The 23,643-nt window shown below is 61.6% G+C and carries 26 protein-coding genes; 14 read left to right on the top strand and 12 right to left on the bottom strand.

Annotated elements, in window-relative coordinates:
- Nucleotides 1-43 precede the first annotated feature (43 nt).
- The gene (locus tag J3O30_RS18900) at nucleotides 44-898 is read right to left on the bottom strand and encodes a helix-turn-helix transcriptional regulator (protein WP_207581734.1); all 855 of its coding nucleotides are present in this window, start codon (nucleotides 896-898) and stop codon (nucleotides 44-46) included.
- Between the two features lie 115 nt (nucleotides 899-1,013).
- Between J3O30_RS18900 and J3O30_RS18895 the strand changes: the two genes are divergently transcribed.
- On the top strand, nucleotides 1,014-1,730 hold the full coding sequence (locus J3O30_RS18895; RefSeq protein ID WP_207581733.1) for an SDR family oxidoreductase: 717 nt from the start codon (nucleotides 1,014-1,016) through the stop codon (nucleotides 1,728-1,730).
- A 108-nt stretch (nucleotides 1,731-1,838) separates the two neighbouring features.
- Here J3O30_RS18895 and J3O30_RS18890 read toward each other — a convergent pair whose 3' ends face one another.
- From J3O30_RS18890 to J3O30_RS18865, 6 genes are all read right to left on the bottom strand, one after another.
- Nucleotides 1,839-2,894 (bottom strand): alpha/beta hydrolase, encoded by a 1,056-nt coding sequence (locus tag J3O30_RS18890; protein WP_207581732.1) that lies wholly within the window; start codon nucleotides 2,892-2,894, stop codon nucleotides 1,839-1,841.
- 116 nt (nucleotides 2,895-3,010) lie between these two features.
- The gene (locus J3O30_RS18885) at nucleotides 3,011-3,625 is read right to left on the bottom strand and encodes a hypothetical protein (RefSeq protein WP_207581731.1); all 615 of its coding nucleotides are present in this window, start codon (nucleotides 3,623-3,625) and stop codon (nucleotides 3,011-3,013) included.
- 110 nt (nucleotides 3,626-3,735) lie between these two features.
- Nucleotides 3,736-3,861, bottom strand: a complete 126-nt coding sequence (gene ykgO, locus J3O30_RS18880; protein WP_003566454.1) for a type B 50S ribosomal protein L36 — start codon at nucleotides 3,859-3,861, stop codon at nucleotides 3,736-3,738.
- Nucleotides 3,862-4,025: 164 nt separating this feature from the next.
- Entirely contained in the window at nucleotides 4,026-5,102 is a 1,077-nt protein-coding gene (locus J3O30_RS18875) for a 5-(carboxyamino)imidazole ribonucleotide synthase (RefSeq protein WP_207581730.1), read from the bottom strand.
- On the bottom strand, nucleotides 5,099-5,593 hold the full coding sequence (gene purE, locus J3O30_RS18870; protein WP_164008565.1) for a 5-(carboxyamino)imidazole ribonucleotide mutase: 495 nt from the start codon (nucleotides 5,591-5,593) through the stop codon (nucleotides 5,099-5,101). The genes J3O30_RS18875 and purE overlap by 4 nt, the downstream gene beginning before the upstream one ends.
- A 16-nt stretch (nucleotides 5,594-5,609) precedes the next feature.
- Nucleotides 5,610-5,813, bottom strand: coding sequence for a YdcH family protein (locus J3O30_RS18865; RefSeq protein ID WP_164008191.1), 204 nt, complete (start codon nucleotides 5,811-5,813; stop codon nucleotides 5,610-5,612).
- Nucleotides 5,814-6,041: 228 nt separating this feature from the next.
- Between J3O30_RS18865 and J3O30_RS18860 the strand changes: the two genes are divergently transcribed.
- A complete protein-coding gene (locus tag J3O30_RS18860) occupies nucleotides 6,042-6,215 on the top strand; it encodes a DUF465 domain-containing protein (RefSeq protein ID WP_007631579.1) in 174 nt (57 codons plus the stop codon).
- Nucleotides 6,216-6,420: 205 nt separating this feature from the next.
- Here J3O30_RS18860 and J3O30_RS18855 read toward each other — a convergent pair whose 3' ends face one another.
- Both J3O30_RS18855 and J3O30_RS18850 read right to left on the bottom strand, forming a co-directional pair.
- Entirely contained in the window at nucleotides 6,421-6,681 is a 261-nt protein-coding gene (locus tag J3O30_RS18855; protein ID WP_164008189.1) for a metalloregulator ArsR/SmtB family transcription factor, read from the bottom strand.
- A 93-nt stretch (nucleotides 6,682-6,774) separates the two neighbouring features.
- Nucleotides 6,775-7,539: a sulfite exporter TauE/SafE family protein gene (locus tag J3O30_RS18850; RefSeq protein ID WP_207581729.1), complete on the bottom strand. Its 765-nt coding sequence runs from the start codon at nucleotides 7,537-7,539 to the stop codon at nucleotides 6,775-6,777.
- Nucleotides 7,540-7,646: 107 nt separating this feature from the next.
- Between J3O30_RS18850 and J3O30_RS18845 the strand changes: the two genes are divergently transcribed.
- The gene (locus tag J3O30_RS18845; protein WP_207581728.1) at nucleotides 7,647-8,300 is read left to right on the top strand and encodes a thiamine phosphate synthase; all 654 of its coding nucleotides are present in this window, start codon (nucleotides 7,647-7,649) and stop codon (nucleotides 8,298-8,300) included.
- A gap of 10 nt (nucleotides 8,301-8,310) precedes the next feature.
- Nucleotides 8,311-9,393, top strand: coding sequence for a tetratricopeptide repeat protein (locus J3O30_RS18840; RefSeq protein WP_207581727.1), 1,083 nt, complete (start codon nucleotides 8,311-8,313; stop codon nucleotides 9,391-9,393).
- A gap of 118 nt (nucleotides 9,394-9,511) precedes the next feature.
- Here J3O30_RS18840 and J3O30_RS18835 read toward each other — a convergent pair whose 3' ends face one another.
- The gene (locus J3O30_RS18835; protein ID WP_207581726.1) at nucleotides 9,512-11,254 is read right to left on the bottom strand and encodes a chemotaxis protein; all 1,743 of its coding nucleotides are present in this window, start codon (nucleotides 11,252-11,254) and stop codon (nucleotides 9,512-9,514) included.
- Nucleotides 11,255-11,595: 341 nt separating this feature from the next.
- On the opposite strand from J3O30_RS18835, the gene J3O30_RS18830 reads away from it, so the two are divergent.
- The 9 genes from J3O30_RS18830 (at nucleotide 11,596) to J3O30_RS18790 (ending at nucleotide 21,062) form a co-directional block, all read left to right on the top strand.
- Nucleotides 11,596-11,925, top strand: coding sequence for an STAS domain-containing protein (locus tag J3O30_RS18830; RefSeq protein WP_207581725.1), 330 nt, complete (start codon nucleotides 11,596-11,598; stop codon nucleotides 11,923-11,925).
- Nucleotides 11,922-12,290, top strand: coding sequence for a response regulator (locus tag J3O30_RS18825; protein WP_003552634.1), 369 nt, complete (start codon nucleotides 11,922-11,924; stop codon nucleotides 12,288-12,290). The genes J3O30_RS18830 and J3O30_RS18825 overlap by 4 nt, the downstream gene beginning before the upstream one ends.
- On the top strand, nucleotides 12,287-14,341 hold the full coding sequence (locus J3O30_RS18820; protein WP_207581724.1) for a chemotaxis protein CheA: 2,055 nt from the start codon (nucleotides 12,287-12,289) through the stop codon (nucleotides 14,339-14,341). Before J3O30_RS18825 ends, J3O30_RS18820 begins: the two co-directional genes overlap by 4 nt.
- A complete protein-coding gene (locus J3O30_RS18815) occupies nucleotides 14,338-14,850 on the top strand; it encodes a chemotaxis protein CheW (RefSeq protein ID WP_207581723.1) in 513 nt (170 codons plus the stop codon). Before J3O30_RS18820 ends, J3O30_RS18815 begins: the two co-directional genes overlap by 4 nt.
- A 31-nt stretch (nucleotides 14,851-14,881) precedes the next feature.
- Entirely contained in the window at nucleotides 14,882-16,570 is a 1,689-nt protein-coding gene (locus J3O30_RS18810) for a methyl-accepting chemotaxis protein (protein ID WP_207581722.1), read from the top strand.
- A gap of 211 nt (nucleotides 16,571-16,781) precedes the next feature.
- Entirely contained in the window at nucleotides 16,782-18,590 is a 1,809-nt protein-coding gene (locus tag J3O30_RS18805; RefSeq protein ID WP_207581721.1) for a methyl-accepting chemotaxis protein, read from the top strand.
- Nucleotides 18,587-19,069 carry a chemotaxis protein CheW gene (locus J3O30_RS18800; protein WP_207581720.1) on the top strand — a complete coding sequence of 161 codons (483 nt, stop codon included), beginning with the start codon at nucleotides 18,587-18,589 and terminating at the stop codon, nucleotides 19,067-19,069. Before J3O30_RS18805 ends, J3O30_RS18800 begins: the two co-directional genes overlap by 4 nt.
- A gap of 30 nt (nucleotides 19,070-19,099) precedes the next feature.
- The gene (locus J3O30_RS18795) at nucleotides 19,100-19,957 is read left to right on the top strand and encodes a CheR family methyltransferase (RefSeq protein ID WP_207581719.1); all 858 of its coding nucleotides are present in this window, start codon (nucleotides 19,100-19,102) and stop codon (nucleotides 19,955-19,957) included.
- Between the two features lie 7 nt (nucleotides 19,958-19,964).
- The gene (locus tag J3O30_RS18790) at nucleotides 19,965-21,062 is read left to right on the top strand and encodes a chemotaxis response regulator protein-glutamate methylesterase (protein ID WP_207581718.1); all 1,098 of its coding nucleotides are present in this window, start codon (nucleotides 19,965-19,967) and stop codon (nucleotides 21,060-21,062) included.
- A gap of 72 nt (nucleotides 21,063-21,134) precedes the next feature.
- On the opposite strand, the gene J3O30_RS18785 is transcribed toward J3O30_RS18790, so the two are convergent.
- Nucleotides 21,135-21,875 (bottom strand): 3-oxoacyl-ACP reductase family protein, encoded by a 741-nt coding sequence (locus J3O30_RS18785; RefSeq protein ID WP_207581717.1) that lies wholly within the window; start codon nucleotides 21,873-21,875, stop codon nucleotides 21,135-21,137.
- Nucleotides 21,876-21,949: 74 nt separating this feature from the next.
- Nucleotides 21,950-22,528 (bottom strand): TetR/AcrR family transcriptional regulator, encoded by a 579-nt coding sequence (locus tag J3O30_RS18780; protein WP_207581716.1) that lies wholly within the window; start codon nucleotides 22,526-22,528, stop codon nucleotides 21,950-21,952.
- Nucleotides 22,529-22,742: 214 nt separating this feature from the next.
- Between J3O30_RS18780 and J3O30_RS18775 the strand changes: the two genes are divergently transcribed.
- Nucleotides 22,743-23,543, top strand: a complete 801-nt coding sequence (locus J3O30_RS18775; RefSeq protein ID WP_207581715.1) for an inositol monophosphatase family protein — start codon at nucleotides 22,743-22,745, stop codon at nucleotides 23,541-23,543.
- The last annotated feature ends 100 nt before the right edge of the window (nucleotides 23,544-23,643 follow it).

Below are 23,643 nucleotides of genomic sequence, written 5' to 3'. Positions count from 1 at the left end.
CATATGGGGCTGCGGCGGCCCGAGGCAATGCGAGGGTTTTGCTTTAGGCAAGAAGCTCGGCGAGTTTCCGGTTGGTGTCCTCATCATCCAGCGGGGTATAGACAACGAGCTTCATCTCCGGCCGGCTCGTCAGCGTCAGCGCTGTATGCTCGAAGCACATGCGGCCTTTTACAGGATGGTCGATGCGCTTGATACCCGACAGCGGGCTGACGACTTCGTGGCGCTGCCACCAGTCACGAAATTCAGAGCTTGCCTGTTTCAGCAGGGCGATCAGTCGCTCGAAATCCGGATCACCGGCATAACGCGCGCTGTCGGCGCGAAACATCGCCAGCGAGACGCGGGCAACCGCCTCCCAATCGACGAGGAGCCGACAATGCGTCGGGTCGGCGAAGAGGCGATGCATGATGTTGCGCTCGTCACGGTCGAGCGTGTCATAACCGCCGAAGAGTACTTCGGCGGCGCGGTTCCAGGCGAGCACATCCCAGCGGCGGCCAAGCACATAGGCCGGTTGGTGCGTGAGGTTGGCGAGTATGCGCTGCAGCGGTTCGTCGACGCATTCGGGTATGCTGGATACTGTCTGCGACGCCTGGCGGTCATTGAGGGTGAAGAGATGTTGGCGTTCGGCCTCGTCGAGACGCAGCGCATCGGCAAGGGCATTGAGCACCTGTGCGGAGGGGCGGACGTCGCGGCCCTGTTCCAGCCATGTGTACCAGGTAGTGCCGACGCCGGCGAGCATGGCGAGCTCCTCACGCCTCAAACCCGGCGTGCGTCGCCGAAAACCCTCTGGCAAGCCGACCTCGAATGGCGTCAGCCGCTCGCGACGAGAGCGCAGGAAGGCCGCGAATTCACGGCGGCGGGCTTCGAATGTGTCGGCTCTCTGGTCCATGCCAGGGATCATATCAGTATCGATACCAGGATAAAAACAGAACTGTTTGACGTTTCCAGGCGGCGCATGATGCAGGCGTCGCTGGTGGTCGAAGCGCCTGCGGCTCGATTAATTTAGGAGCAGCATCATGTCTTTACAGCATGTCGTCGTCATCGGCGGTTCTTCCGGCATCGGCCTCGCCACGGCGAAATTACTTTTGAAACAGGGATATACGGTCACCATTGCGGGCCGCGACGGCGAAAAGCTTGCCGCAGCAAAAGCATCGCTCGACGGCGATCTGCGCAGCCTCGTGCTTGATGCGACGGATTTTTCCACACTCGGGCAGGCCTTCGCCGGAATTGGCGCGTTCGGTCATCTGGTGCTGGCGATGGGCAGTGGTCACGGCGCCGGACCTTTTGCGACGCTCGACATGGCGGATCTGCTTGCCGGGTTCCAGAGCAAGCTCATTCCGCATGCCGCGGCGGCGCAGGCGGCATTGCCAGTGCTTGAGCCGGGCGGCAGCATCACTTTCGTTTCGGCGGTCAGCGCGCAAGCCGCGATGCCCGGCACGGCTGGCCTTGCGGCCGTCAATGCCGGCATCGAGGCGATGGTGCCGGTGCTGGCCGCCGAATTGAAGCCGCTGCGCGTCAACGGCGTTTCACCTGGGGTCGTCGATACGCCGTGGTGGGGTTTCCTGCCGCCCGAGCAGCGTGGCGGCGTGTTTGCGGACTTTGCCAGCCGCACGCCGGTCGGCCGCGTCGGCAGGCCCGAGGACATCGCGGAGGCGATCGCCTTCCTGATCGGAAACGGCTTCATGAGCGGCCACGTCATCACCTGCGACGGCGGTGTGCGTCTCAGCGCCTGATGCAGGTTTAATGCATGTTGCCCGGAAGTGTGCAGCGGTTCCGGGATAACGACATGTATAAAAACAAAGGACTGCAGCGTTGCCGCCGAGAAACGCGAGCCGGAGAGGTCATACGCCGTGCAGGGCGCCAGGCCCCAACGAGGGTACGGTTCCAAGCGTTTGATCGCGTGATGCGGCGGCAAGTCTCTCTTCGGCTCTGCGGGCGATTGCCTGCAGGTCGCGTGGCTTGCCGGCGATTTTTTCGATGGCGGCAATGGCGACATCGGTTGCGAGATAATCCGGCTTGTGGCCGACACCGCGAACGGTAATGAGCTCGGAGCCTGTTATGTCGCGGGCCAGGCCGCGCGAATGCAGGTGCTCCCACACGATCTCGTCGCTGTCGCCTGTTATGATCACGGTCGGCGCGGTGATCCGCGCATAGAGCGGCGACTGTTCCTTCACATAGGCAAGCAGTCTTTTAAAATCGGCCGCGTTGCTGTGGAAAGCGTTGGGTCGCAGCACCAGCGACGGACCGGTCTTTTCGATGTAATCGGCCGGGCGTGGATTGGGGCGGAAAATATTCAGTGTGCCGCGTTCCACCCGGCTCAGCCCGAGGGGCACGACGATCGCGTGGTTGAAGAGCCAGCCGAGGACCGGCACGGTTGCGACGTGATAATACCAGTCGATGCCGCCGGGCCAAGGGTGGGTGGCGGGTGCGAGGAAGAGCAGGCCTGATGTCTTATCGGGATGGCGCAGGCCGAAGGCGGCTACGATCGCACCGCCGAAGGAATGGCCGACGATAACAGCCCTTTCGATGCCGCGCTTTTCCATCAGCCTGGCGATCGCATCGGCCTGACCGGAAGGAACCGCGTTTTCAGGACCGCCGCGTTCGGAATAACCGTGGCCGGGACGATCGACGAACAGCATTTCCGCCCGGCCTTCGAGATCGGCGCGGAAGGCAACGATTTGGTCGAGCAGATTGCCGCTGGCGCCGTGAATGAAGACGAGCGCCGGAAGATCCGCATTTTCGGGACGCTCGATATGGACGGCGTTCATTCGGTAGCCGCCGACATCCGTCAGTTCGCCGATATTCGGATAGGCATATTCGAATTGCCGCGCCTTGTAGGAGGAGAAACCGATGGCGGCGGCGAGCGGGGCGAGAAGAGCGGAAACTTCTGCAAACATGATCTTAACGGCCGATAGTTGCGGCGGTTTTGCCGAGAGCGGACGCGCTGCGTCGTTTCCCGTCTACAGTTCTAAATTGCGCGGCTTGGCTGGAGGTCAAGATCGGCGAGCCGAGATCAGGTGCGGTTGCCGGCGAGTTTTTCCGCAAGCGTGTTGACCTGTTCCTGGGCGGTGCGCTCGGCGGGATAGACATCGAGGAAACGCTCCCAAGCCTTCAAGGTCAGCTGGTCGTTGCCGGAGTTGCTGAGGATCGCCGCCATGCCGGAGAGCGCGCCGAAATGGCGCGGCTCGAGATCGAGCACGTGTTCGATATCCGACATGGATTTGCGATAATTGCCCATGACGAAGTTCAGCGTGGCGCGGCGGTTCCAGCTTTCAGCATAATCGGGCTTCAGCGCGATCGCCTCGTCGAGGAAATCGAGGGCGGCGGGATTGCGCTTTTCCTCGATTGCCTTGTCGGCCCACTGCATCAGCAGATTGACAGTGGCGCTGCCGGAATCGTTCCATTCCATGCGGATTTCATTGGCGATGCCGTTGGCCTTGTCAGGGTCGCGCTCGCGTTTCAACTGGCTGAAGAGTTGGTCGAGGTGTTGCTTCGGCGAATTGGTGACGTCCGTCTGCTCGACGATGACGTTCTTCTCCGCCGCAGCGGCCGGAAAGGCGGAAGTGAGGAGGATGAGGGCGAGCGGCAGCGCCGCTGACGTCAAAGCAAAAAAGCGCATGGCGGACATATTAGCCCGCCAACGCCGAAGATCAAACAAATTTGACGTGATCACCGCAGCGACCCACCGGATATATCTGCCGAGGCAACTGCGCGGCAAGGCGATCCGGGCGCGCGAAATCAGCCCTGACGAGCCTTGAAGCGCGGATTCAGCTTGTTGATGATATAGATGCGTCCCTTGCGGCGAACCAGACGGTTGTCACGGTGACGAGCCTTGAGCGACTTGAGCGAATTCTTGATCTTCATTTTTCTGATCCGCGATCTCTATGGGGGAATTCACATTCGCCCGTATCTTTAACAATCAAAAGCGCGCCATCGGGCGCGCTGTTTAGGTGGGGGAGCAGATACCCCGTCACCTTTTCCGTGTCAACCGCATGACGGTGTTTTTCCCAAGGCGCAAGGGTGTTTTCTCAGCCCAAAACCGGCGATTTCGGCGTCAAGGTGGTGACATGCCCCATCTTGCGGCCGGGGCGCCACTCGGTCTTGCCGTAGAGATGAACCAGCGTATCCGGACGCTGCAGCCAGTTGGGAACGGCCAGGATATCGTCGCCGATCAGGTTCTGCATGATGCAGTCGGAATGACGTCCAGCGTCTCCCAAAGGCATTCCGGCAACGGCGCGGATATGCTGCTCGAACTGGCTGACGACGCAGGCGGCCTCCGTCCAGTGACCGGAGTTGTGGACACGCGGCGCCATCTCGTTGGCAATCAGGCCGCCATCGACAAGCACGAAGAATTCGATGCCGATGACGCCGACATAGTTCAATGCTGCGAGGATCTTTTCGGCCGATCGGCGCGCGGCGTCCGCCGTCGTCGGCGAGATCGTAGCGGGAACCGTCGAGGTGTGGAGAATGCCGCTGCGATGGACATTCTCGGCGGGATCGAAGCAGACGACCGTACCGTCCGTGGCGCGCGCAGCGATAATCGAGATCTCGCGCTCGAAGGCGACGAAGCTTTCCAGGATGAGCGGCACGGCCCCGAGCGCGGCATAGGCGCCATCCGGGCTGTCGGCCACTGAGCGAAAAACCTTCTGGCCCTTGCCGTCATAACCGAGACGGCGGGTCTTCAGCACGCCCTGGCCGCCGAAATCCTCAAGCGCCATTTCGAGATCGGTCTGGCTGTCGATCGCGTGGAAGCGGGCGGTGGTTATGCCGCAGCCGTTGAGAAAACGCTTTTCGACGAGGCGGTCCTGGGCGGCCTCCAGCGCCTTCGGCGGCGGATAGACGGCCACGCTGGCCGAGAGCGTTTCGGCGGCTTTAACGGGCACGTTCTCGAATTCGTAGGTAACGACATCGCAGACATCGGCGAGTTCGGCGAGTGCCGCCGGATCGTCATAGGCGGCGGTAATTTGCCGGTTGGCGAGCTGGGCGGCCGGGCAGTCCGTCTGCGGCTCGAGAATGACCGTGCGAAAATTCAACCGGGCGGCGGCAATGGCCAGCATGCGGCCGAGCTGGCCGCCGCCGATGATGCCGATCGTTCTCGCCGTCATAGGTCGTCCATCGGGTATTCGGCGACTGCAGCACTTTGGCGCTCGCGCCACTCGTCGAGCCGGTCGGCGATTTCTTCGTCGGAAAGGGCAAGTACGGCGGCGGCGAGGAGGGCAGCGTTGACCGCGCCGGCCTTGCCGATGGCGAGCGTCCCCACAGGGATGCCGGCCGGCATCTGCACGATGGAAAGAAGGCTGTCCTGGCCCGACATGGTTTTGGACTGGACCGGCACGCCGAAAACCGGCAGCGGCGTCATCGATGCGGCCATGCCCGGCAGGTGGGCGGCGCCGCCGGCGCCGGCGATGATGACCTTGAAGCCCTCCGTGCGGGCGCCCTTGGCAAAATTGAACAGCCGGTCGGGTGTGCGGTGCGCCGAAATGATGCGCGCGTCATAAGGGATTTCCAGCGCCTCCAGTGTGTCGGCGGCGTTTTTCATGGTCTCCCAGTCGGACTGGCTGCCCATGATGATGGCGACGGACGGTCTGTCTGTCATCATTGCTGCTATCCCCTCAGGCGATGATGTCAGGGATGATCTGATCTTCCAGCTTGGAGAGCCTGTCCTTGATGACAAGCTTCTTCTTCTTCATGCGCTGGACCCGCAGAGCATCGCATCCTATCTGGATCATGGCGTTGATCGCGGCGTCGAAATCCTCGTGCTCCTGGCGCAGACGCGCCACAATGAGCCTGATTTCCGCCTGTTCCTGATCGGCCATATGCATTCCCCGTTATCGTCCTCGGACCTTGTCCGATCTGCCGATGATTTCCGCAAGCTCCTATCACCAAATACAGGTAACGGCTAGTTAGTCTTGATCATGAAATTGCCATCCAGTCTCCATCTTTTGGCCTTCGACAAGCATTCAAAAATATGTCACAGTCCGCCGCGTTGACACCTTGATCCCCGACGATGATGGCCGGGGAGGGTAAGAGGAAGGAAGGGTCAAATGACAGTTCAAGCTCATCTTGAATCACTCCAGAAAAAGCATGTCGCTCTTGAGGAGGAGTTGCATACGCTCAGAACAGCTCCCTCTATCTCCGATACGGAAATTGCCGAATGCAAGCGCCGCAAGTTGCGCATCAAGGACGAGATTATGCGTCTCAAGTCATCCGTCCACTGATCTTCCCAAGGGTCGCCGGTCGACCATCTTGCGAACGAAAAGGTAAATCCATCCATTCCGTCTGAAATCAGCAAGAACCGGTGATTTTACACTAGATTTGCGCCAGCCCGATGCCTGCAGCATCGCGGCTGGCGCTTTTGGGTCGTAGGCTTTGAGCAGCGGTGCATCATAAGCATCGTGTCCCACAGTCTCGCGGGAGCAGGCATCAAGCCCAGAACTGATCGAGCCACAAATTAAGCTTGTCGAATCCGCGGTTATTGACAGTGTAAATGCGCTTCGTGCCTTCAGAGGTCACTGAGACGAGATTGCTTTCGAGCAGCGCCTTCAGATGTTGCGACACGGCCGGGCGGCTGATCGGCAGACCCTCGGCGAGCTCGTTGACTGTCCGTGGCGCGCGGCGCAGTTCCTCCAGCAGAAACCGCCGGTTCGGATCGGCAATCGCAGAGAAAGGGTCCGTGTTCGACATGGCGGGAACGCTACGGCAAACCGGCCGGTCCAGCAAGGAAATTGTGCATTGCAGCGTACTACAGCGCCGCTGTTACACTTAGAATTGCCGACTCTACCAGCCAAGACCCTCGCGCACGATCAGGAAGGCGGCGATCAGGGCCATCGCATACATGAACGGATAAAAGATCGCCGGCTTCATACGGCGCACGCACCAGGCGCCGGCAATGGTGGCGAGCGGAGCGAAGGGCAGAAGCGTCGCGGAGGTCGCAAGATTTTGGGTGTCGAGCTGGCCGAGCGCGAAATAGGGGATCAGCTTGATGGCGTTGAGGATCGCGAAGAAGCGCACGCTTGTGCCGGTATATTCGCGCGGCTGTAGCTTGAGCGGCAGGGCATAGATCTGGAAGGGCGCACCGCCGGCATGGGCGACAAAGCTGCCGTAACCAGAAAATGTGCCCCAGAGGCCGGCGGCCACCGGTCGCTGGCCGCGCGGCGGGATTATCTTGCCGGCGCCCGGGCCGTAATTGTTCCAGAAATAGCGCAGGCAGAAGAGAATGGTCACCGCGCCGATGACGATGCGCAGAATATTGCCCGGAACGAGCGCCGAAGTCGCCCAGCCGAGCGCGATGCCGAAGATTGCCCCCGGCAGCATGATCTTCAGCGTCGCCCAGTCGCCATGTCTGCGCCAGATGACGAGCGAGATCATGTCCATGAAGACCAGGATCGGCAGCAGGATCGCCGCCGCCTCGACCGGCGAGACGACGAGGGCGAGGAATGGCAGGCCGATCAGCGACAAAGCGTCGCCCATACCGCCCTTTGCGAGGCCTACCAGCAGAACGGCGGGCACGGCGGCGTAGTAGAATGACAAATCCTGCGGCATGCTTTCGACGTCCTCCTCTTGCAAGCCTCGTCTAACGGAACTACTCACACAAAACGAGTGCGGATCCCTCCTTTCGAAGGGGAATTCGCAGGAAACGGAAAGACCCCATGACCGAACCGGAAAACCGCTGCCGCCTTGTGCTCATCACACCTGATATCGCCGATGCCGATGAACAGGCAAGGATCGTTGCCGACGCGCTGAGGGGCGGCGATGTCGCCTCGGTGATCGTGCCGCAATACGGGCTTGACGATGGCACCTTCCAGAAACATGCGGAAAAACTGGTGCCGCTGATCCAGAGTGCCGGAGCGGCCGCGCTAATTTCAGGCGACAGCCGTGTGGCGGGACGGGCAAAGGCCGATGGCCTGCACCTTTCCGGCAATGCCGAGGCGCTTTCGGAAGCGATCGAAAAACATGCGCCGAAGCTGATCGTCGGCGGCGGTAACGCAGCCGACCGCCACAATGCACTGCAGATCGGCGAAGTCAGGCCCGACTATATCTTTTTTGGCAAGCTCGACGGCGATATCAAGCCGGAGGCCCATCCGAAGAACCTTGCGCTTGGCGAATGGTGGGCCTCGATGATCGAGATTCCTTGCATTGTCATGGGTGGCACCGATCCTGCTTCGGCGCTTGCCGTCGCCGAGACCGGAGCGGAGTTCGTGGCACTGCGGCTGGCAGTCTTCGGCGAACCCACCCGAGCGCCATCGATCGTCGCCGAAGTCAACGCGCTGCTTGACGAAAAAGCGCCACGGTTTGAGGATTGAAATCGCGCTCATGCCGATCCCGACCGCCCCCCTGTTGAAATTTATCCTTGCCAGCATGGCCGCCCTCGTTGCGGCCGGGCCGGATGTCGTCCTGGCGCAGGCCACCGACAGCGTCATCAGCCAGCCGGGCTCGGCGCCGGCTTCGACTTTCCGCACCGACCGGCCCTCCGGTCCGGTGGTGAGGCCTTCCGATGGTGTCGGCGTGTTCGACCGCATGGGTGCGAAGCTGCCTGACCTGCCGCCGGAGAAGGATTACAAGGGGCCGGTCGACGAGGCTTACGGCGCCTTCCAGCGCGGCTATTATCTGACGGCTATGGACAAGGCGCTGCCGCGCGCCCAGCTCGGCGATGCGGCGGCGCAGACGCTGATTGGCGAAATCCTCTCGCAGGGCCTCGGTGTCAAGAAGGACGTGAAGAATGCTGCCTTCTGGTACGGCAAGGCGGCCGAAGGCGGCGATGCGGCGGCAATGTTCAAGTATGCGCTGATCCTGATGGAAGGCGAAGGCGTGCCGCGCGACAAGGTCAAGGCCGACGACTACATGCGCAAGGCGGCCGAAGCCGGCAATCCTTCGGCGGAATTCAACTGGGCGCAGCTTCTCATCGCCGACAATCCCGGCGAGAAGGGGCTGAGGCTTGCGCTGCCGTTCTACGAGAAATCGGCCGAGCAGGGCATTGCCGATTCGCAATATGCCGTGGCGCAGATCTATTCGACGCTGAAGGACTTGCCGGAGGAAAAGAAACAGCTCGCCCGAGAGTGGATGGCACGTGCGGCGCGCGCCGGCTTTGACACGGCCCAGCTCGATCTCGGCATCTGGCTCGTCAACGGCGTCGGCGGACCGAAGGATTACGTCAAGGGCTTCGAATGGCTGAAACTTGCCGCCAATGGCGGCAACGTCGCCGCACAGAACAAGCTCGCCCACCTTTATATCAACGCCATCGGCACGGCGCCCGATCCGGTCGAGGCGGCGAAGTGGTACGTCCTGTCGCGCCGGGCTGGGCTCGCCGATCCGTCGCTTGAGGATTTCTATCTCGGCATCGAGGACGATCAACAGAAAGCGGCGATCGAGGCGGCCAACAAGTTCCGGCGGCGATAGCAGGCGCACGTCCAACTGAAGCGCGTCGCGATCTTCAGATTCGCTTGTCGCGCTTTAGCTTATTGTTTTTACGGATGTCGTTATCCCAGAACCACCGGGCACTTTGTTTGAATTTGCTCTAGAAAAGCGCGTCGGCGAACAGATCCTCGTCGTTTTCGGCTTTGCCGATCTCGGCTGGAGCGGGGGTGCTGTCTTCGCTCGCCGGGATGATGTCGCGATGAATGTTTCGCTCCTGGGCCATCGTATAGTGCTTGAAGATTTTGCGATCGAGCGGCGCGATCACCTCAGCGAGGTCGGAGATATCGGCGATATCGGTGCCGGCAACGCCTTCGAGCAGATCGGCGCAGCGGGCAAGGACTTCGCCGAGATCGTGCTGGAAATCGAGCTTGCCAATCAGCAGGCTGATGTTGGTGGCGACCTCGCGGCCGTTCTCGGCGAGTACCTTCAGCTCGTTTTCCATCGCGTTGGCCGCAGAGCGGATGTTGCCGACGGCCGACGTCAGGCTTTCTCCCAGGCCGCCAGGCTCGGCGTCCGTGGCGGGGGCGACCCGCCCGGCCGCGGCCTCGAGCGCCGGCAGGCCGTTGACGATGGCGTCGGCGGAATCATCGAGCTTGCCGGCAAAGATGCGTAGTTCGGCGGTGACAACGTTGATCGACTTGCCTTCCTCGCCGAGGCGGCTGCAGCGCAGGTTGGTATTCAAAGCCATATAGTGAATGTCGGTCTTGACGGCGCGGATGTTGCCGATCGCCTCGAAGAGCTTGGCGGCCGTGCCGATCGTCGACTGGCTCACCTGGTCGGCCTGGCGGCTTGTCGTATCGACCTGCTTGACGATTTCGTGGGCGGCCGAAACGCTGGATTCCAGCGCGCGCATGAAGTTGCCGCCGGCTTCGCCGCTCTCGCCGCTCATCTGATCGCGCAGCTTGAGGATCTCCCGCATATCGTGGTCGAAACTTGCTATCGTCTTGACGACGTTCTCCGAATCCCGCTGGAAATTTGCGCGCATGTCGCTCATCTGCGCTGCGGTCAAATGGTGAATGATGTTCTGGAGGCGCTGGCGCGCGCCGGCGTCGAGGCTTGCGCCACCCTCGCCGGCAAAGAAATCGTCAAGCAGCGAAAAGGTGGCCTGCACATGCTCGATGCGCTGGCGGGTGATGTCGCCGATCTGCAGGGCCGATAGCGTCGAGGCGACTTTACTCTGGACGGCGCGTGCAATTGCGCCGACGTCACGGGCGATGAAGCCGAGATCTTTGCGGTGCTCGGCGATCTTGGCTGCATCATCGCGCAGGGCTCCGGCAACCGCCGGAACGGTATCGGCATAACCCTTGGAAATGCTGGCGCCGAAAGAGGCTGCGAGCTTCACCTCCTTGTCGAGACTGTCGAGATGGGTTGCGAAACGGTTGACCTCATCGGTGCCGGAATAGATGCGCTCCAGGATCTCCTGGGCGAAGCCGGCGAATTCGGCAAGGCCGGCACCGGTGATCTTCACGGTCACGGCGAAGGTTCTGAGATAACGCATCGTCTCCTGCATGTCGGAGACATGCTTGCGTAGCTCCCTGCCGGTATGCGCCAGCGAGACGAGTGCCTGCTGCCGGTTTTCCTCGGTGACCGGCAGCGCCGTCAGGCTCTCCACGGTTGCGCGGAGATCGGCGCTGGTGTCGCTCGCCTCCTTGTTGTCGAGCGTCGTGGTGACGCTCTCGAGCGAATTCAGCAAGCGGTTGAGGACATCCATCACCGACAGCAGCACGGTGCCGCCTTCGAGGAAGCGTTCCTCGACCTGGCTGCGGGCGGATTCCAGGGTCTGGCTGATGTCCCGCCCAGACGTGTAGGTTGCAGCGTTCGATGTTACCAGGGCGTGTGCCACTTTTATACCTTTTCTTAGAACACAGGCGATTTGACTCTATTTTTACGGGCAGGATGGAAACGTCCGGTAAACGCGCCGGACTCGCCAGCGTTGTGATTAACGAAAGATGTGGATGGCGCTTCGGCACGCAGCGTCACGGCCGAGAGATCAATTCAACATGCTGTTTTTACTTTATTTTTTTCTAAATTTTGAGAGAAAAATACAACTTTTCCCGGATGAGAATTGAGAGTCGCGCGGCGCGCTATGCGGCGGTTTTCTACAACCGCTGTTTACCCTGCGTTAACGCTGCCATGAGAGTCCTTTTAGGGTCCTCAAGTATTTCCCTGGCCCAGGAGGCTGCATTGGATACTCCGAAACAATATTACGAATCTATAAATTTGCCGGGCGTACTCAGCATTCGCAACGTGTCCGAACTACACTCCAAGATTTCCAACGAATTTCATAGCCGCGATACAATCATCGTCAGCATCCCGGAAGGCGCTGAAGCAGATCTGAGTTTCGTTCAACTCATCGAATCCTCGCGGCGCCAAGCAAAATCCCAAGGAAAGACCTTCAGGCTTTCTTCCCCGGCTAGCGGCTCTGTCCTGAAAGTACTTGAGCGCTCAGGTTTCATCGAATCCTTCGATCAAGAAGACGCAAATTTCTGGTTGCATAAAGAGGTGTCGTTATGAGCGCAAATATCCTGACTGTCGACGATTCCGCCAGCATTCGTCTGACGACCAAAGTCACGCTGACCAATGCCGGCTATAGCGTCACCGAGGCGGTCAATGGGGCCGAGGGCCTGGCGACGGCCAAGGGCAGCAGCTTCGATCTGATCGTCACCGATCTGAATATGCCTGTCATGGACGGGCTGACGATGATCGAGGAACTGCGCAAACTGCCGGCACAGGCCGGGGTTCCGATCATCTTCCTGACGACGGAATCGGACGCCGATCTCAAGGCGCGCGCCAAGGCTGCCGGCGCGACGGGCTGGCTGACCAAGCCGTTCGACCCGGAAAGTCTGGTGAAGATCGTGAAGAAGGTTCTCGGACGATGAGTACGCTCGATCCTGTCGCCGTCTTCCGCACAGAGGCCGCCGAATGCCTCGAAGCGATCGAGGCTGGTCTTCTCGACCTGACCCACCAGCTCGACAACAAGGATCTCGTCGACGCCGTCTTTCGCGGGCTGCACACGCTCAAGGGCTCCGGCGCGATGTTCGGCTTCGAGGCGCTCGCCGCCTTCACCCATCATTGCGAAACCGCCTTCGACCGCGTCCGCAAGGGCGAGGTCGCGGCGACCAGTGAACTCGTCGCCGCCGTTCTTGCCGCCCAGGACCATATGCGTGCCCTCGTCGACCAGCCGGACGCCGATCACGGCGATACCGGCAGCACGCTTCTGGCGCAGCTGCAGGCTGCCGTCGGCGGCAAGGAGACGCCGACTGCTGCAGCGCCGGCCGCTGCTGCTGTAGCCGCTGCCATCCGCGAGGCACCGGCGAAGCAGAAAAACAGCTGGCGCATCCACTTTAGCCTGCCCGCCAATTCGATGGCCAACGGCACCAACCCGCTCGGCCTGTTGGACGAGCTGCGCGATCTCGGCGAATGCACCGTGCGCGCCAACACCTCGGCCATTCCGCCGCTCGACGAGCTCACTCCGACGGAACTCCACATTTCCTGGGACGTGACGCTGACCAGTGAGCAGGACCGCTCGGCGATCGACGACGTCTTCATCTTCGTGCTCGACGATATGGAGCTCAGCGTCGAGGATATCGATGGCGCGGCAGCGGCAACCGCCGCCCCGGCCGCGGAAAAGGCAGCCGCACCTGGCGCTGCAGCATCGGCGCCGGCCGTTCCTGCAGCACCCGTCCCGGAATTCCGTCCTGTCGAGGCGGTTTCGACCAAGCGCGAGGCGCCCGCCGCCGTCAGCCAGGCGAAGGCGACCGAGAATGTCCGCGTTCCGGCCGAACGTCTCGACGAGTTGATGGATCGCGTCGGCGAGCTCGTCATCGCGCAATCGCGTCTCAGCCAGCTCGCCAGCGCCAGTAGCGATATCGCGCTGCGCTCCGTCTCGGAAGAAATCGAACGTCTCTCCGGTGAATTGCGCGACACGATGATGGTGCTGCGCATGGTGCCCGTCGCCACCCTCTTCTCCCGTTTCCGCCGCCTCGTCCACGATCTCGCCCGCGAGACCGGCAAGGTGATCGAGCTGGTGACCGAGGGCGAGAGCACCGAGGTCGATAAAACGGTCATCGAACGTCTGGCCGATCCTTTGGTGCATCTTGTGCGCAACTCGATCGATCACGGCCTCGAAACGCCCGCCGGTCGCCTTGCCGCCGGCAAGTCCGAAGCCGGCACGGTGACGCTTTTGGCCCGTCAGGCCGGCGGCGAAGTGATCATCTCGATTAAGGATGACGGTCGCGGCATCAATCGTGAAAGGGTTCGCGCCAAGGCGGAATCCTCCGGCCTCATCCAGCCCGGCCAACCGCTTTCCGACTCTGAGCTGTTGCAGCTGATCTTCGCTCCCGGCTTCTCGACGGCCGCGGCGATCACCAATCTGTCCGGCCGCGGGGTCGGCATGGACGTGGTCAAGAAGACGGTCGAAGCGCTTCGCGGCGCGATCGACATCGTCAGCGTGCCGGGGCAGGGTTCGGAAGTGTCGCTACGCATCCCGCTGACGCTCGCCATTATCGATGGCCTGCTGGTGCGCGTCGGTTCCGGCCGCTACGTCATCCCGCTCTCGGCGGTCGAGGAATGCCTCGAACTGTCGCTCGAGGAAGATCTCCGCTCGCGCGGCCGCAGCTTCATCTCGCTGCGGGACAGCCTGGTGCCGTTCTTGCGCCTGCGCGATCTCTTCCGCACTGGCACCAAGCCCGACGTACATCAAAAGGTCGTCGTCATCTCGACCGGCATGGAGCGTGTCGGCCTCGTCGTCGACCAGATCATCGGCGACCACCAGACGGTCATCAAGTCGATGTCGAAACTGCACAATAACGTCGCGACATTCTCGGGCGCCACCATTCTCGGCGACGGCAGCGTCGCCCTCATTCTCGACGTCGGGCACCTGGTTGCCGCGGGTCAGCAACAGGAGGCGCAATTGCGTGTAGCAGGATGAGCGCAACAGCAACGACAGCCGAACGATTTGACAATCACTGGAGCTATGCCGAGGAAGTCGAGGTTCTAACCTTCGATCTCAACGGCGAAACCTTCGCGCTGGAAGCGGTCATCGTCCAGGAGATCCTGGATCTGCTTCCCGAGACTGCGGTGCCAGGCAGCCAGCCCTTCGTTGCCAGCGTCATCAACTTTCGAGGCAAGGTCATTCCGCTCGCTGATCTGCGTCTCGCCTTCGGGATGGAAGCCGCAGAGGCGACGATCGACAGCCGCATCATCGTCATCGAGATCGATCTGCAAGGCGAGCACACGCTCGTCGGCCTCAGGACCGACAAGGTGAACGAGGTGACGACGCTTGCAAAGACCGCGAGCGAAGCGCCGCCGAGCATCGGCATGCGCTGGCGCGCCGACTATATCAACTGCCTGGTGAAGAGGGGCGGAGAATTCATCATTCTCCCGAATCTGCAGGCGATTTTTTCATCGAGGCGCAATGCGGCGGGAGCCGCCAGCTGATGTCGGCTGAGTTCAGGTTGGGGTTAAACCGATGCGATTGACAATCAAGACAAAACTGGTGACCGCGTTCACCTTCATCATCCTCATGCTGATGGGCACCGCTGCCTACGGCATCGTCAGCCTTGGATCGCTGAACGATACGATCGGCAATCTCATCGCCGGTCCGGCAGCCCGTCTCGACCTGGCGCAGCAAATCAACATCGCCCAGCTCGAGGCCATTCGTCAGCAGAAAAACTTGCTCACCGCCCGCACTGCCGACGAGACGGCCGGTGCGATCGCAAAGGGCAATCAGGCCCGCAAGGAATTCACCGATGCCTTCAGCCAGGTGCTGGCGCTGGCAACGGAAGAAGGCAAGGTTCGCTGGGCGCGCATCGCCGAACTTTCCAAGACATTCAATGCAGCCGACGACCAGATCCGCGACTATGTGAAGGCCGGTAACGCCGAAGGCGCAAATACCATCTCCGTCACGGCAGCCCGGGCCGCCGCCAACGATATCGACTCGACGCTCGGCGAAATCCTGGCACTCGAAAAGCAGCGCATGAAGGCTGCGGACGATAGCGCCGACGCGCAGTATGCGATCACACGCACGATGATGATGGCGGTGGCTGCTTTTGCCCTGTTGATTGCGGCCATTACCGCCTTCTGGATCGCCAGCACGATCAGCAAGGGCCTTAGCCGGGCCAATACCGTGGTTCGCGAAGTGTCGGAAGGCGATCTGACGAAGATGGCCGATATCACCAGCCGCGACGAAATCGGCGAGCTTCTCGGCAACGTCAACATTATGATCGAACGCCTGCGCGGCGTCGTTGCCGATGCCCTGTCGGCCGCCGACAACGTCTCTTCAGGCAGCCAGGAACTGTCTTCGAGCTCCGAGCAGGTGTCGCAGGGCGCCAGCGAACAGGCCGCTTCGGCCGAAGAGGCTTCCGCTTCGATGGAGCAGATGGCCGCCAACATCAAGCAGAACGCCGACAACGCCGCTCAGACCGAGAAGATTGCCCGTCAATCGGCCAAGGACGCGGAAGCCAGCGGCGAAGCCGTCTCCCGCGCCGTCGAAGCCATGCGCACGATCGCCCAGAAAATCGGCATCGTCCAGGAAATCGCCCGCCAGACCGACCTTCTCGCCCTTAATGCTGCTGTGGAAGCAGCACGCGCCGGCGAGCACGGCAAGGGGTTTGCGGTCGTCGCCTCCGAGGTGCGCAAGCTCGCCGAACGCAGCCAATTGGCCGCTGCCGAAATCAGCGCCATGTCGGGCAATACCGTGACGGCCGCTCAGGAAGCCGGCGACATGCTCGGCCGCCTGGTGCCCGACATCCGCAAGACGGCCGAGCTGGTTTCCGAGATCAGTGCCGCCTGCCGCGAACAGGATATCGGGGCTGCCCAGATCAACGAGGCGATTCAGCAGCTCGACAAGGTGACGCAGCAGAATGCCGGTGCCTCCGAGCAGATGTCGGCAACTTCCGAGGAACTAGCCTCGCAGGCCGAGGAGCTGCAGACGTCGATCGCCTTCTTCAAGGTCGATATGGTGGGCGGGCGCCGTGAGCGTGCGCCAGCTGCAAAAGCCGCGGTCCGCAGCCGGCCTCAGCCCGTACCGCGCAAGCCGGGCACCAAGTCACCCGCCAATACGGTCGCCGGTCAGCAGGCCCGCGTGAAGGGATTTGCCCTCGACATGTCGATGGGTGGTCCCGACACGGCCGATGACGAGTTCAGGGAGAGCGCATAGCGCTCCCTGGGGAAGCGCTATGCGCTCTCGTGCGAATTGTCGTGGGCCAGTCAGCTCGCCCGCGACACACGCTTCCGGCACGCGCATGCCGGCATGGAAGTCTGTCAACTTCCTTCCGTGGCATGTCTTCGCCTACCAGAATTTCTTTGCTGCATGATGCCGCGCCCCTTGGTCCATATTTATTGCCTCGCTCTCAGAGAGGAACATTGAGATGCGTATTACGATTAAACTTAAGCTCGCAGCCGCATTCGGCTTTGTCATACTGTTGCTGGTGGGCAGCGCGGTATATGGGATCATCAGTCTCAGTTCACTCAACGATGCCGTCGGCAACCTCATCTCGGGTCCCGCAAAGAACCTGGAACTGGCCCTGGAAGCAAAAGCCGCGGAGCTCAATGGCATTCGCTGGCAGAAGAATGCCCTTCTGGAAATGGATCCCGAGGTGGCCAGGAAGAATTATCAGAACTCGGCGAGGAGCATGGATGAAATGCTCGCCTTCGCGGCGAGCGGCCAACAGCTTGCAACTGCTGACGGCAAGCCCATGTGGGATAGGCTGATCGAACTGGCCAAGCGCTTCACCGAAGGCTCCCACCAGGTTGCCTCCATCCAGGAAAGTGGTGACAGAGCAGCGGCCAATGCCCTGTCGTCAGGAGAGGTTCGCGCCCTCGTCGCGGAACTGGAAGACGTCTTCGCGGCGCTCGTTACGCAGCAGCAGAAGGCGATGACGCAGGCCGATGACGACACCGAAAGCCTTTATGGCTCCACCAAGAACCTGCTGATCGGCATCGCTATCGCCGCTTCCGTCATCGCCTTTGCCGCCGCATTGTGGATCGCGCTCGGAATCAACAGCGGCCTGCGCAAGATCATGAACGTTGCCAACGCGGTCGCCATAGGCGACCTGAACCAGAAGGCCGAGATCAAGAGCAACGACGAGATCAAGGATCTCGTCAACACGATCAACGTCATGACGGGTAATCTTCGCAACACCGCAGAGATCGCCAACCAGATTTCGAACGGCGACCTGACGGTGTCGCCCAAACCGCTTTCCGACAAGGATATGCTCGGCATAGCGCTCGAGCAGATGGTCGAGCGCCTGCGCGGCGTGGTCTCCGATGCGGCCGCGGCCGCGGAAAATGTTTCGGCCGGCAGCCAGGAACTGTCTTCGAGCTCCGAGCAGGTTTCGCAGGGCGCGAGCGAACAGGCCGCTTCGGCCGAAGAGGCTTCCGCTTCGATGGAGGAGATGGCCGCCAACATCAAGCAGAACGCCGACAACGCGGCGCAGACCGAAAAGATCGCCCGCCAGTCGGCCAAGGATGCCGAGATGAGCGGCGAAGCGGTGACGCGTGCGGTCGACGCCATGCGCACCATCGCCCAGAAGATCGGCATCGTCCAGGAGATCGCCCGCCAGACCGATCTGCTGGCTCTGAATGCCGCCGTCGAAGCTGCCCGTGCCGGCGAACATGGCAAGGGTTTTGCGGTGGTCGCCTCGGAGGTGCGCAAGCTTGCCGAACGCAGCCAATCGGCGGCCGCCGAAATCAGCTCGATGTCGGGCGATACGGTCAAGGCCGCTCAGGAAGCCGGCGACATGCTCGGTCGGCTGGTCCCCGACATCCGCAAGACGGCCGAGCTGGTCTCCGAGATCAGTGCCGCCTGCCGCGAACAGGATATCGGCGCCTCGCAAATCAACGAAGCGATCCAGCAGCTCGACAAGGTCACGCAGCAGAATGCCGGCGCCTCAGAGCAGATGTCGGCAACCTCCGAGGAGCTCGCCTCCCAGGCCGAAGAACTGCAGGCGTCGATCGCCTTCTTCAAGGTCGATGCCGCTGGCAACCATCCGTCCCGCATGCCGGCTGCCCGTATGACGGTCCGCAGCCCGGCTCCCGTCGCCGGCCGCAAGCCCAGCGCTAAGAAGTCGGCCGCCAACAGCATCTCTGGCCAGCAGGCGCGGCTGAAAGGTTTCGCTCTCGATCTCTCCATGGGCGGTCCCGATGATGGGGACGCCGAATTCAAGGAAAGCGCATGATCATGGCCACGACATCTCTGGAAGCGCAATTCGTGACCTTCAGCCTCGGCGAGGAGATCTTCGCCGTGCCGGTAGAGGTGGTACGGGAAATCCTCGACTATGCGGAAGCTTTCAAGATTCCGAATGGTCCCGACTATCTGCTCGGCCTGCGCGATGTGCGCGGGCAGGGCGTGCCGACGATCGATCTTCGATTGAAGCTCGGCATGGCCAAGACCGTGCCGACGCCGCACACACGGGTGCTCGTGCTCGACGTGCCAATGGAAAGCCGGCTGCTGACGCTCGGCCTTGTCGCCGACCGCGTCTTCGAGGTCACGCCGTTCCGGCGCGAGCAGATCGAGGCGGCCCCCGACATCGGCGTGCGCTGGCGCTCGGATTATATTGCCGGCGTCGTTCGCCGCGAAAACGGCTTCGTCGTCATCATCGATCTTGCCCGGTTGCTGTCGCGCGAGGACGCCTCGGCGCTGCAATCGGCCGCCTGACCGCGTTATCAACTTGGAGTACGGCGTTCTATGAGTATGGCAGCAGCGGTGGAAACCCAATTGCCGGGCGACCGGATCAGCAAGCGCAATTTCGACAAGCTTGCCCGGTTCATTTACGACTATAGCGGCATCAAGATGCCGCCGACCAAGCTGACGATGCTCGAAGGGCGGCTGAGGCGCCGCCTTCGTGCGACCAACCATTCGACCTTCGATGATTATTGCGACTTCCTGTTCGATCATGACGGCCTCGCCCAGGAAGCCGTTTACCTGATCGATGTGGTCACAACCAACAAGACCGACTTCTTCCGCGAAGCCAAGCATTTCAACTATCTGCAGACAGTGGCGTTGCCGGCGATCGCCAATAGCGGCGTGCGAACCATCCGCACCTGGAGTTCTGCCTGTTCGACGGGGGCGGAGCCCTATACGATGGCGATGGTGTTGGCCGAATTCGCCGAAAGCCGCAGCGACGTCTCCTACAACGTGCTTGCCACCGACCTTTCCACCGACGTGCTGCAGACGGCGCGCCGAGGCATTTATCCGGAGGATTTGATCGCGCCCGTGCCGCGCGACCTGCAGCGCAAATACGTGCTGACAGCCAAACAGCCGGGTCGGCGGGAGGTGCGCATCACGCCGAAACTGCGCAGCAGGGTGGGTTTTGCCCGCATGAACCTGATGGACGAGAAATACCCGATTGGCGAGGCGATGAACATTATCTTCTGCCGCAACGTGCTAATCTATTTCGACAAGCAGACCCAGGCCGGCGTGCTCAACCGCCTCTGCAACTGCCTGGCGAAGGGCGGCTACATGTTCATCGGTCATTCCGAATCGATCACCGGCTTCGACCTGCCGTTGAAGCAGGTCTCGAACACGGTGTTTCAGCGTATCTAGAGGCTTCATGGCTAAGAAAATCCGCGTACTGATTATCGACGATTCCGCCAGCATCCGCCAGACGCTGGCGCATGTGCTGGAGCAGGATCCCGATATCGAGATCATGGCGGTGGCATCCGACCCGTTCATGGCGGCGCGGAAGCTGCAGGAGGAGATCCCCGATGTCATCACGCTCGATGTGGAGATGCCGCGCATGGACGGCATCACTTTCCTGCGCAAACTGATGGCGCAGCGGCCGATCCCGGTCGTGATGTGCTCGTCGCTGACGGAAGCGGGCTCGGAAACGCTGATCCAGGCGCTGGAGGCCGGTGCCGTCGACGTCATTCTGAAATCGAAGATCGGGGCCGCCGACGGCCTCGCCGAAGATGCCATGCGCATTCGCGAAGTCGTCAAGAGCGCCTCGCATGCGCGGCTTTCCAACGCGCGGAGGGCCGCCGGAACCATCCGCTCGGCTGCCGCGGAGGGGCCGGCCAAGAAGCTGACGGCGGATGTGATGCTGCCGCCGCCGACGGGGCGGGCCATGGCGAAGACGACGGAGATGGTGGTCTGCGTCGGCGCTTCCACCGGCGGCACCGAAGCGCTGCGCGAGTTCCTGGAAGAACTGCCGGCAAATGCGCCTGGCATGGTAATCGTCCAGCATATGCCGGAGAAATTCACCGCGGCCTTCGCCAAACGGCTGAACGGTCTCTGCGAGGTCGAGGTCAAGGAAGCCGTCGACGGCGATCCCGTGCTGCGCGGCCATGTGCTGATCGCACCTGGTGACAAGCACATGCTGCTCGAACGCCAGGGTGCGCGTTATTATGTGAGCGTGAAGACCGGGCCGCTGGTGTCGCGGCACCGGCCTTCCGTCGACGTGCTCTTCCGTTCGGCAGCGCGCTCGGCCGGTTCGAATGCCATGGGGATCATCATGACCGGTATGGGCGATGACGGTGCGCGCGGCATGCTGGAAATGCATCAGGCCGGCGCCTACACGGTGGCGCAGGACGAGGCGAGCTCCATTGTTTTCGGCATGCCGAAGGAGGCGATCGCCAAGGGCGGCGTCGACCGTATCCTGCCGCTCGATCAGATCGCTCGCGAAGTGCTGATGACGCAGCAGAAGTTCTGAGGTCCGTTTCGACCGAACGCGAAAAAGCCGGCGATATCGCCATGCCGCCGGCTTTTATGTGCTCCGTCCGGATCAGGCGAGATATCCTCCATCGATCGTCAGGCTAGCGCCAGTGACGAAGCCGGCTTCCGCGCTTGCGAGATAGGCGGCAAGACCGGCGATCTCGCGGTCTTCGCCCAGTCTGCCGAGCGCCATCAGCGGTTTGAGGCGCTCGTGATCATCCTCGTGGGGGTTCATATCGGTTGCGGTTGGGCCGGGCTGGATATTGTTGACGGTGATGCTGCGCGGGCCCAGATCGCGGGCAAGGCCGCGGGTCATCGAGGCGATCGCGCCCTTCGTCATGCTGTAGACCGAAGATGTCGGAAAGCCGCTGCGATCGGCGGTGACGCTGCCGATGGTGATGATGCGGCCGCCCTCCTTCATGTGCTTAGCCGCTGCCTGGATGCCGACGAAAGCGGCCCGGACATTGACGGCGAACATGCGGTCGAAATCCTCGAGCGAATATTGGTCGAGCGGGTTGAGGATGAGGATGCCGGCATTGCTGACGAAAATGTCGAGCCCGCCAAAATGCTCGGCTGTCAGTGCGACTGCGTCCTGCACGGCTTTCACATCGGCACTGTCGGCCCGGATCGACAGCGCCCTGCTGCCGGCAGCCTCCAGCTCGGCGACGATCGCCTTCGCCTTGTGCTCGGAACTCGAATAGGTGAAGGCGACGGCTGCGCCATCAGCGGCGAGCCTTCGGACGATGGCGGCACCGATGCCGCGTGCGCCGCCGGTAACGAGGGCGATCTTGGTTGAAAGAGATTGAGACATGCAGGTTTCCTTTGTTTTTAGATCGATCAGTCTAGAATTGATCATGGAAAAGTCACCTCGGTGGTGCCCTTTCGTCAGCGGAGGCTTCTGATTGCCATGCGTGCGATGCCGCGAAGTATATCGGGTGAGGCGCCGTTTCGGGCGCTGATTTTCATGCCCGACAGAGCAGAGCCGAGAAATTGAATGGCGTCGGCGATATCGATATCGGTTCCGAGTTCTCCGGCCCTTTGAGCCTCGTCGAGAAGGCTCTCGATCGCCGAGTGAAGCGCGTGGCCGGCGCTGTCGGTAAGAGCTGCAATCTTGGCATCGGTGCGGCCGAATTCGCAGATGGCGCTGACGCCGAGGCAGCCGCGCCGCGCCTCGGCGGCGGGGCGCGAGGCGAAGGCGACGAGCGCGCCTTCCAGTGCCTCGATTGGCCGGCCTTCGCGGTGAAGATCGGCCATGATCTTGCCGGTGCTTTCGGTATTGTAGCGTGTCAGCGCTTCCAGATAGAGACCGCGCTTGTCGCCGAATGTGTCGTACATGCTTTGCCGGCTGATCTTCATCGCCGTCAGCAGTTTCTCGGTTGAGGTGCCTTCATAGCCGTGCTCGGAAAATACGCCGATTGCGGCGTGAAGTGCGATGTTGCGATCGAATTCCTTGTGTCGTGCCATGTCAAAGCTTTTACCGTTATTGGACTGATCTGTCCAGAATAAAATTGATGGTTTCTGGCGCCGCAGGGCAGCCATGCGTGTGTCCCCTTGAAATTTCCCTGATTTTGTGGTCTTGAGGCCGCCAATCTTTGCAGCGCTGCCTGTCATGCATGTTCAGGGACACTTCCCGCCCCTGGCAGCGCGCACCCCGTATCAGTCCCAAGGAAATGCGCCAATGGCCCGTTCAGCTCTTCTCAATGTCATGGTTCAGGCTGCCCTCAAGGCAGGAAAATCGCTGGGACGTGATTTCGGCGAAGTGCAGAACCTGCAGGTTTCCGTGAAGGGACCGGGCGACTTTGTTTCCACCGCCGACCGCAAGGCCGAAAAGATCGTCAGAGAAGAGCTGCTCAAGGCGCGTCCGACCTATGGTTTCCTCGGTGAGGAAAGTGAGGAGATCAAGGGCACGGACGGGGCGCATCGCTGGATCGTCGACCCGCTCGACGGGACGACCAACTTCCTGCACGGCATCCCGGCCTTCGCTGTCTCGATTGCGCTCGAACGCAACGGCGAGATCGTTGCCGCCGTCGTCTTCAATCCGGCGACCGACGAGCTCTACACCGCCGAGCGCGGCGGCGGCGCCTTCCTCAACGACCGGCGCCTGCGCGTCGCCGCGCGCCGCGCGCTGTCGGATTGCGTCATCGGCTGCGGCGTGCCGGCGCTCGGCAAGCGCAATCACGGCAAGTTTCTGGTCGAGCTTCGCCACGTGATGGGCGAAGTGGCGGGCATCCGCCGCCTCGGTTCGCCGACGCTCGACCTCGCCTATGTCGCGGCGGGGCGTTTCGACGGTTTCTGGGAGGTGGAGCTTGCGCCCTGGGACGTGGCAGCCGGCATCCTGCTCATCCGCGAAGCCGGTGGGTTTGCCACCGATTGGGACGGTGGGACGGCCATTCTGGAGAGCGGAGCGATCGTCGCCGGCAACGAAGCTATCCACAAGGCGTTGATCGAAGTCGTCAAGCGACCAATTCCCGCCAAGTAGGCGAACGAAAATCTGGCTGTTGTAAAGTCACGGTTTTCGCCCCGGCATACTTCAATTCGGCACAATGTTGCTCTAGTCTCCGCCAGCAATGACTCCGGAG

It is taken from the genome of Rhizobium sp. NZLR1, assembly GCF_017357385.1.
In the GTDB taxonomy this organism is placed as follows: domain Bacteria; phylum Pseudomonadota; class Alphaproteobacteria; order Rhizobiales; family Rhizobiaceae; genus Rhizobium.
Note: the sequence above shows the minus strand (reverse complement) of the source record. Positions and strands in the feature narration are given on the sequence as shown.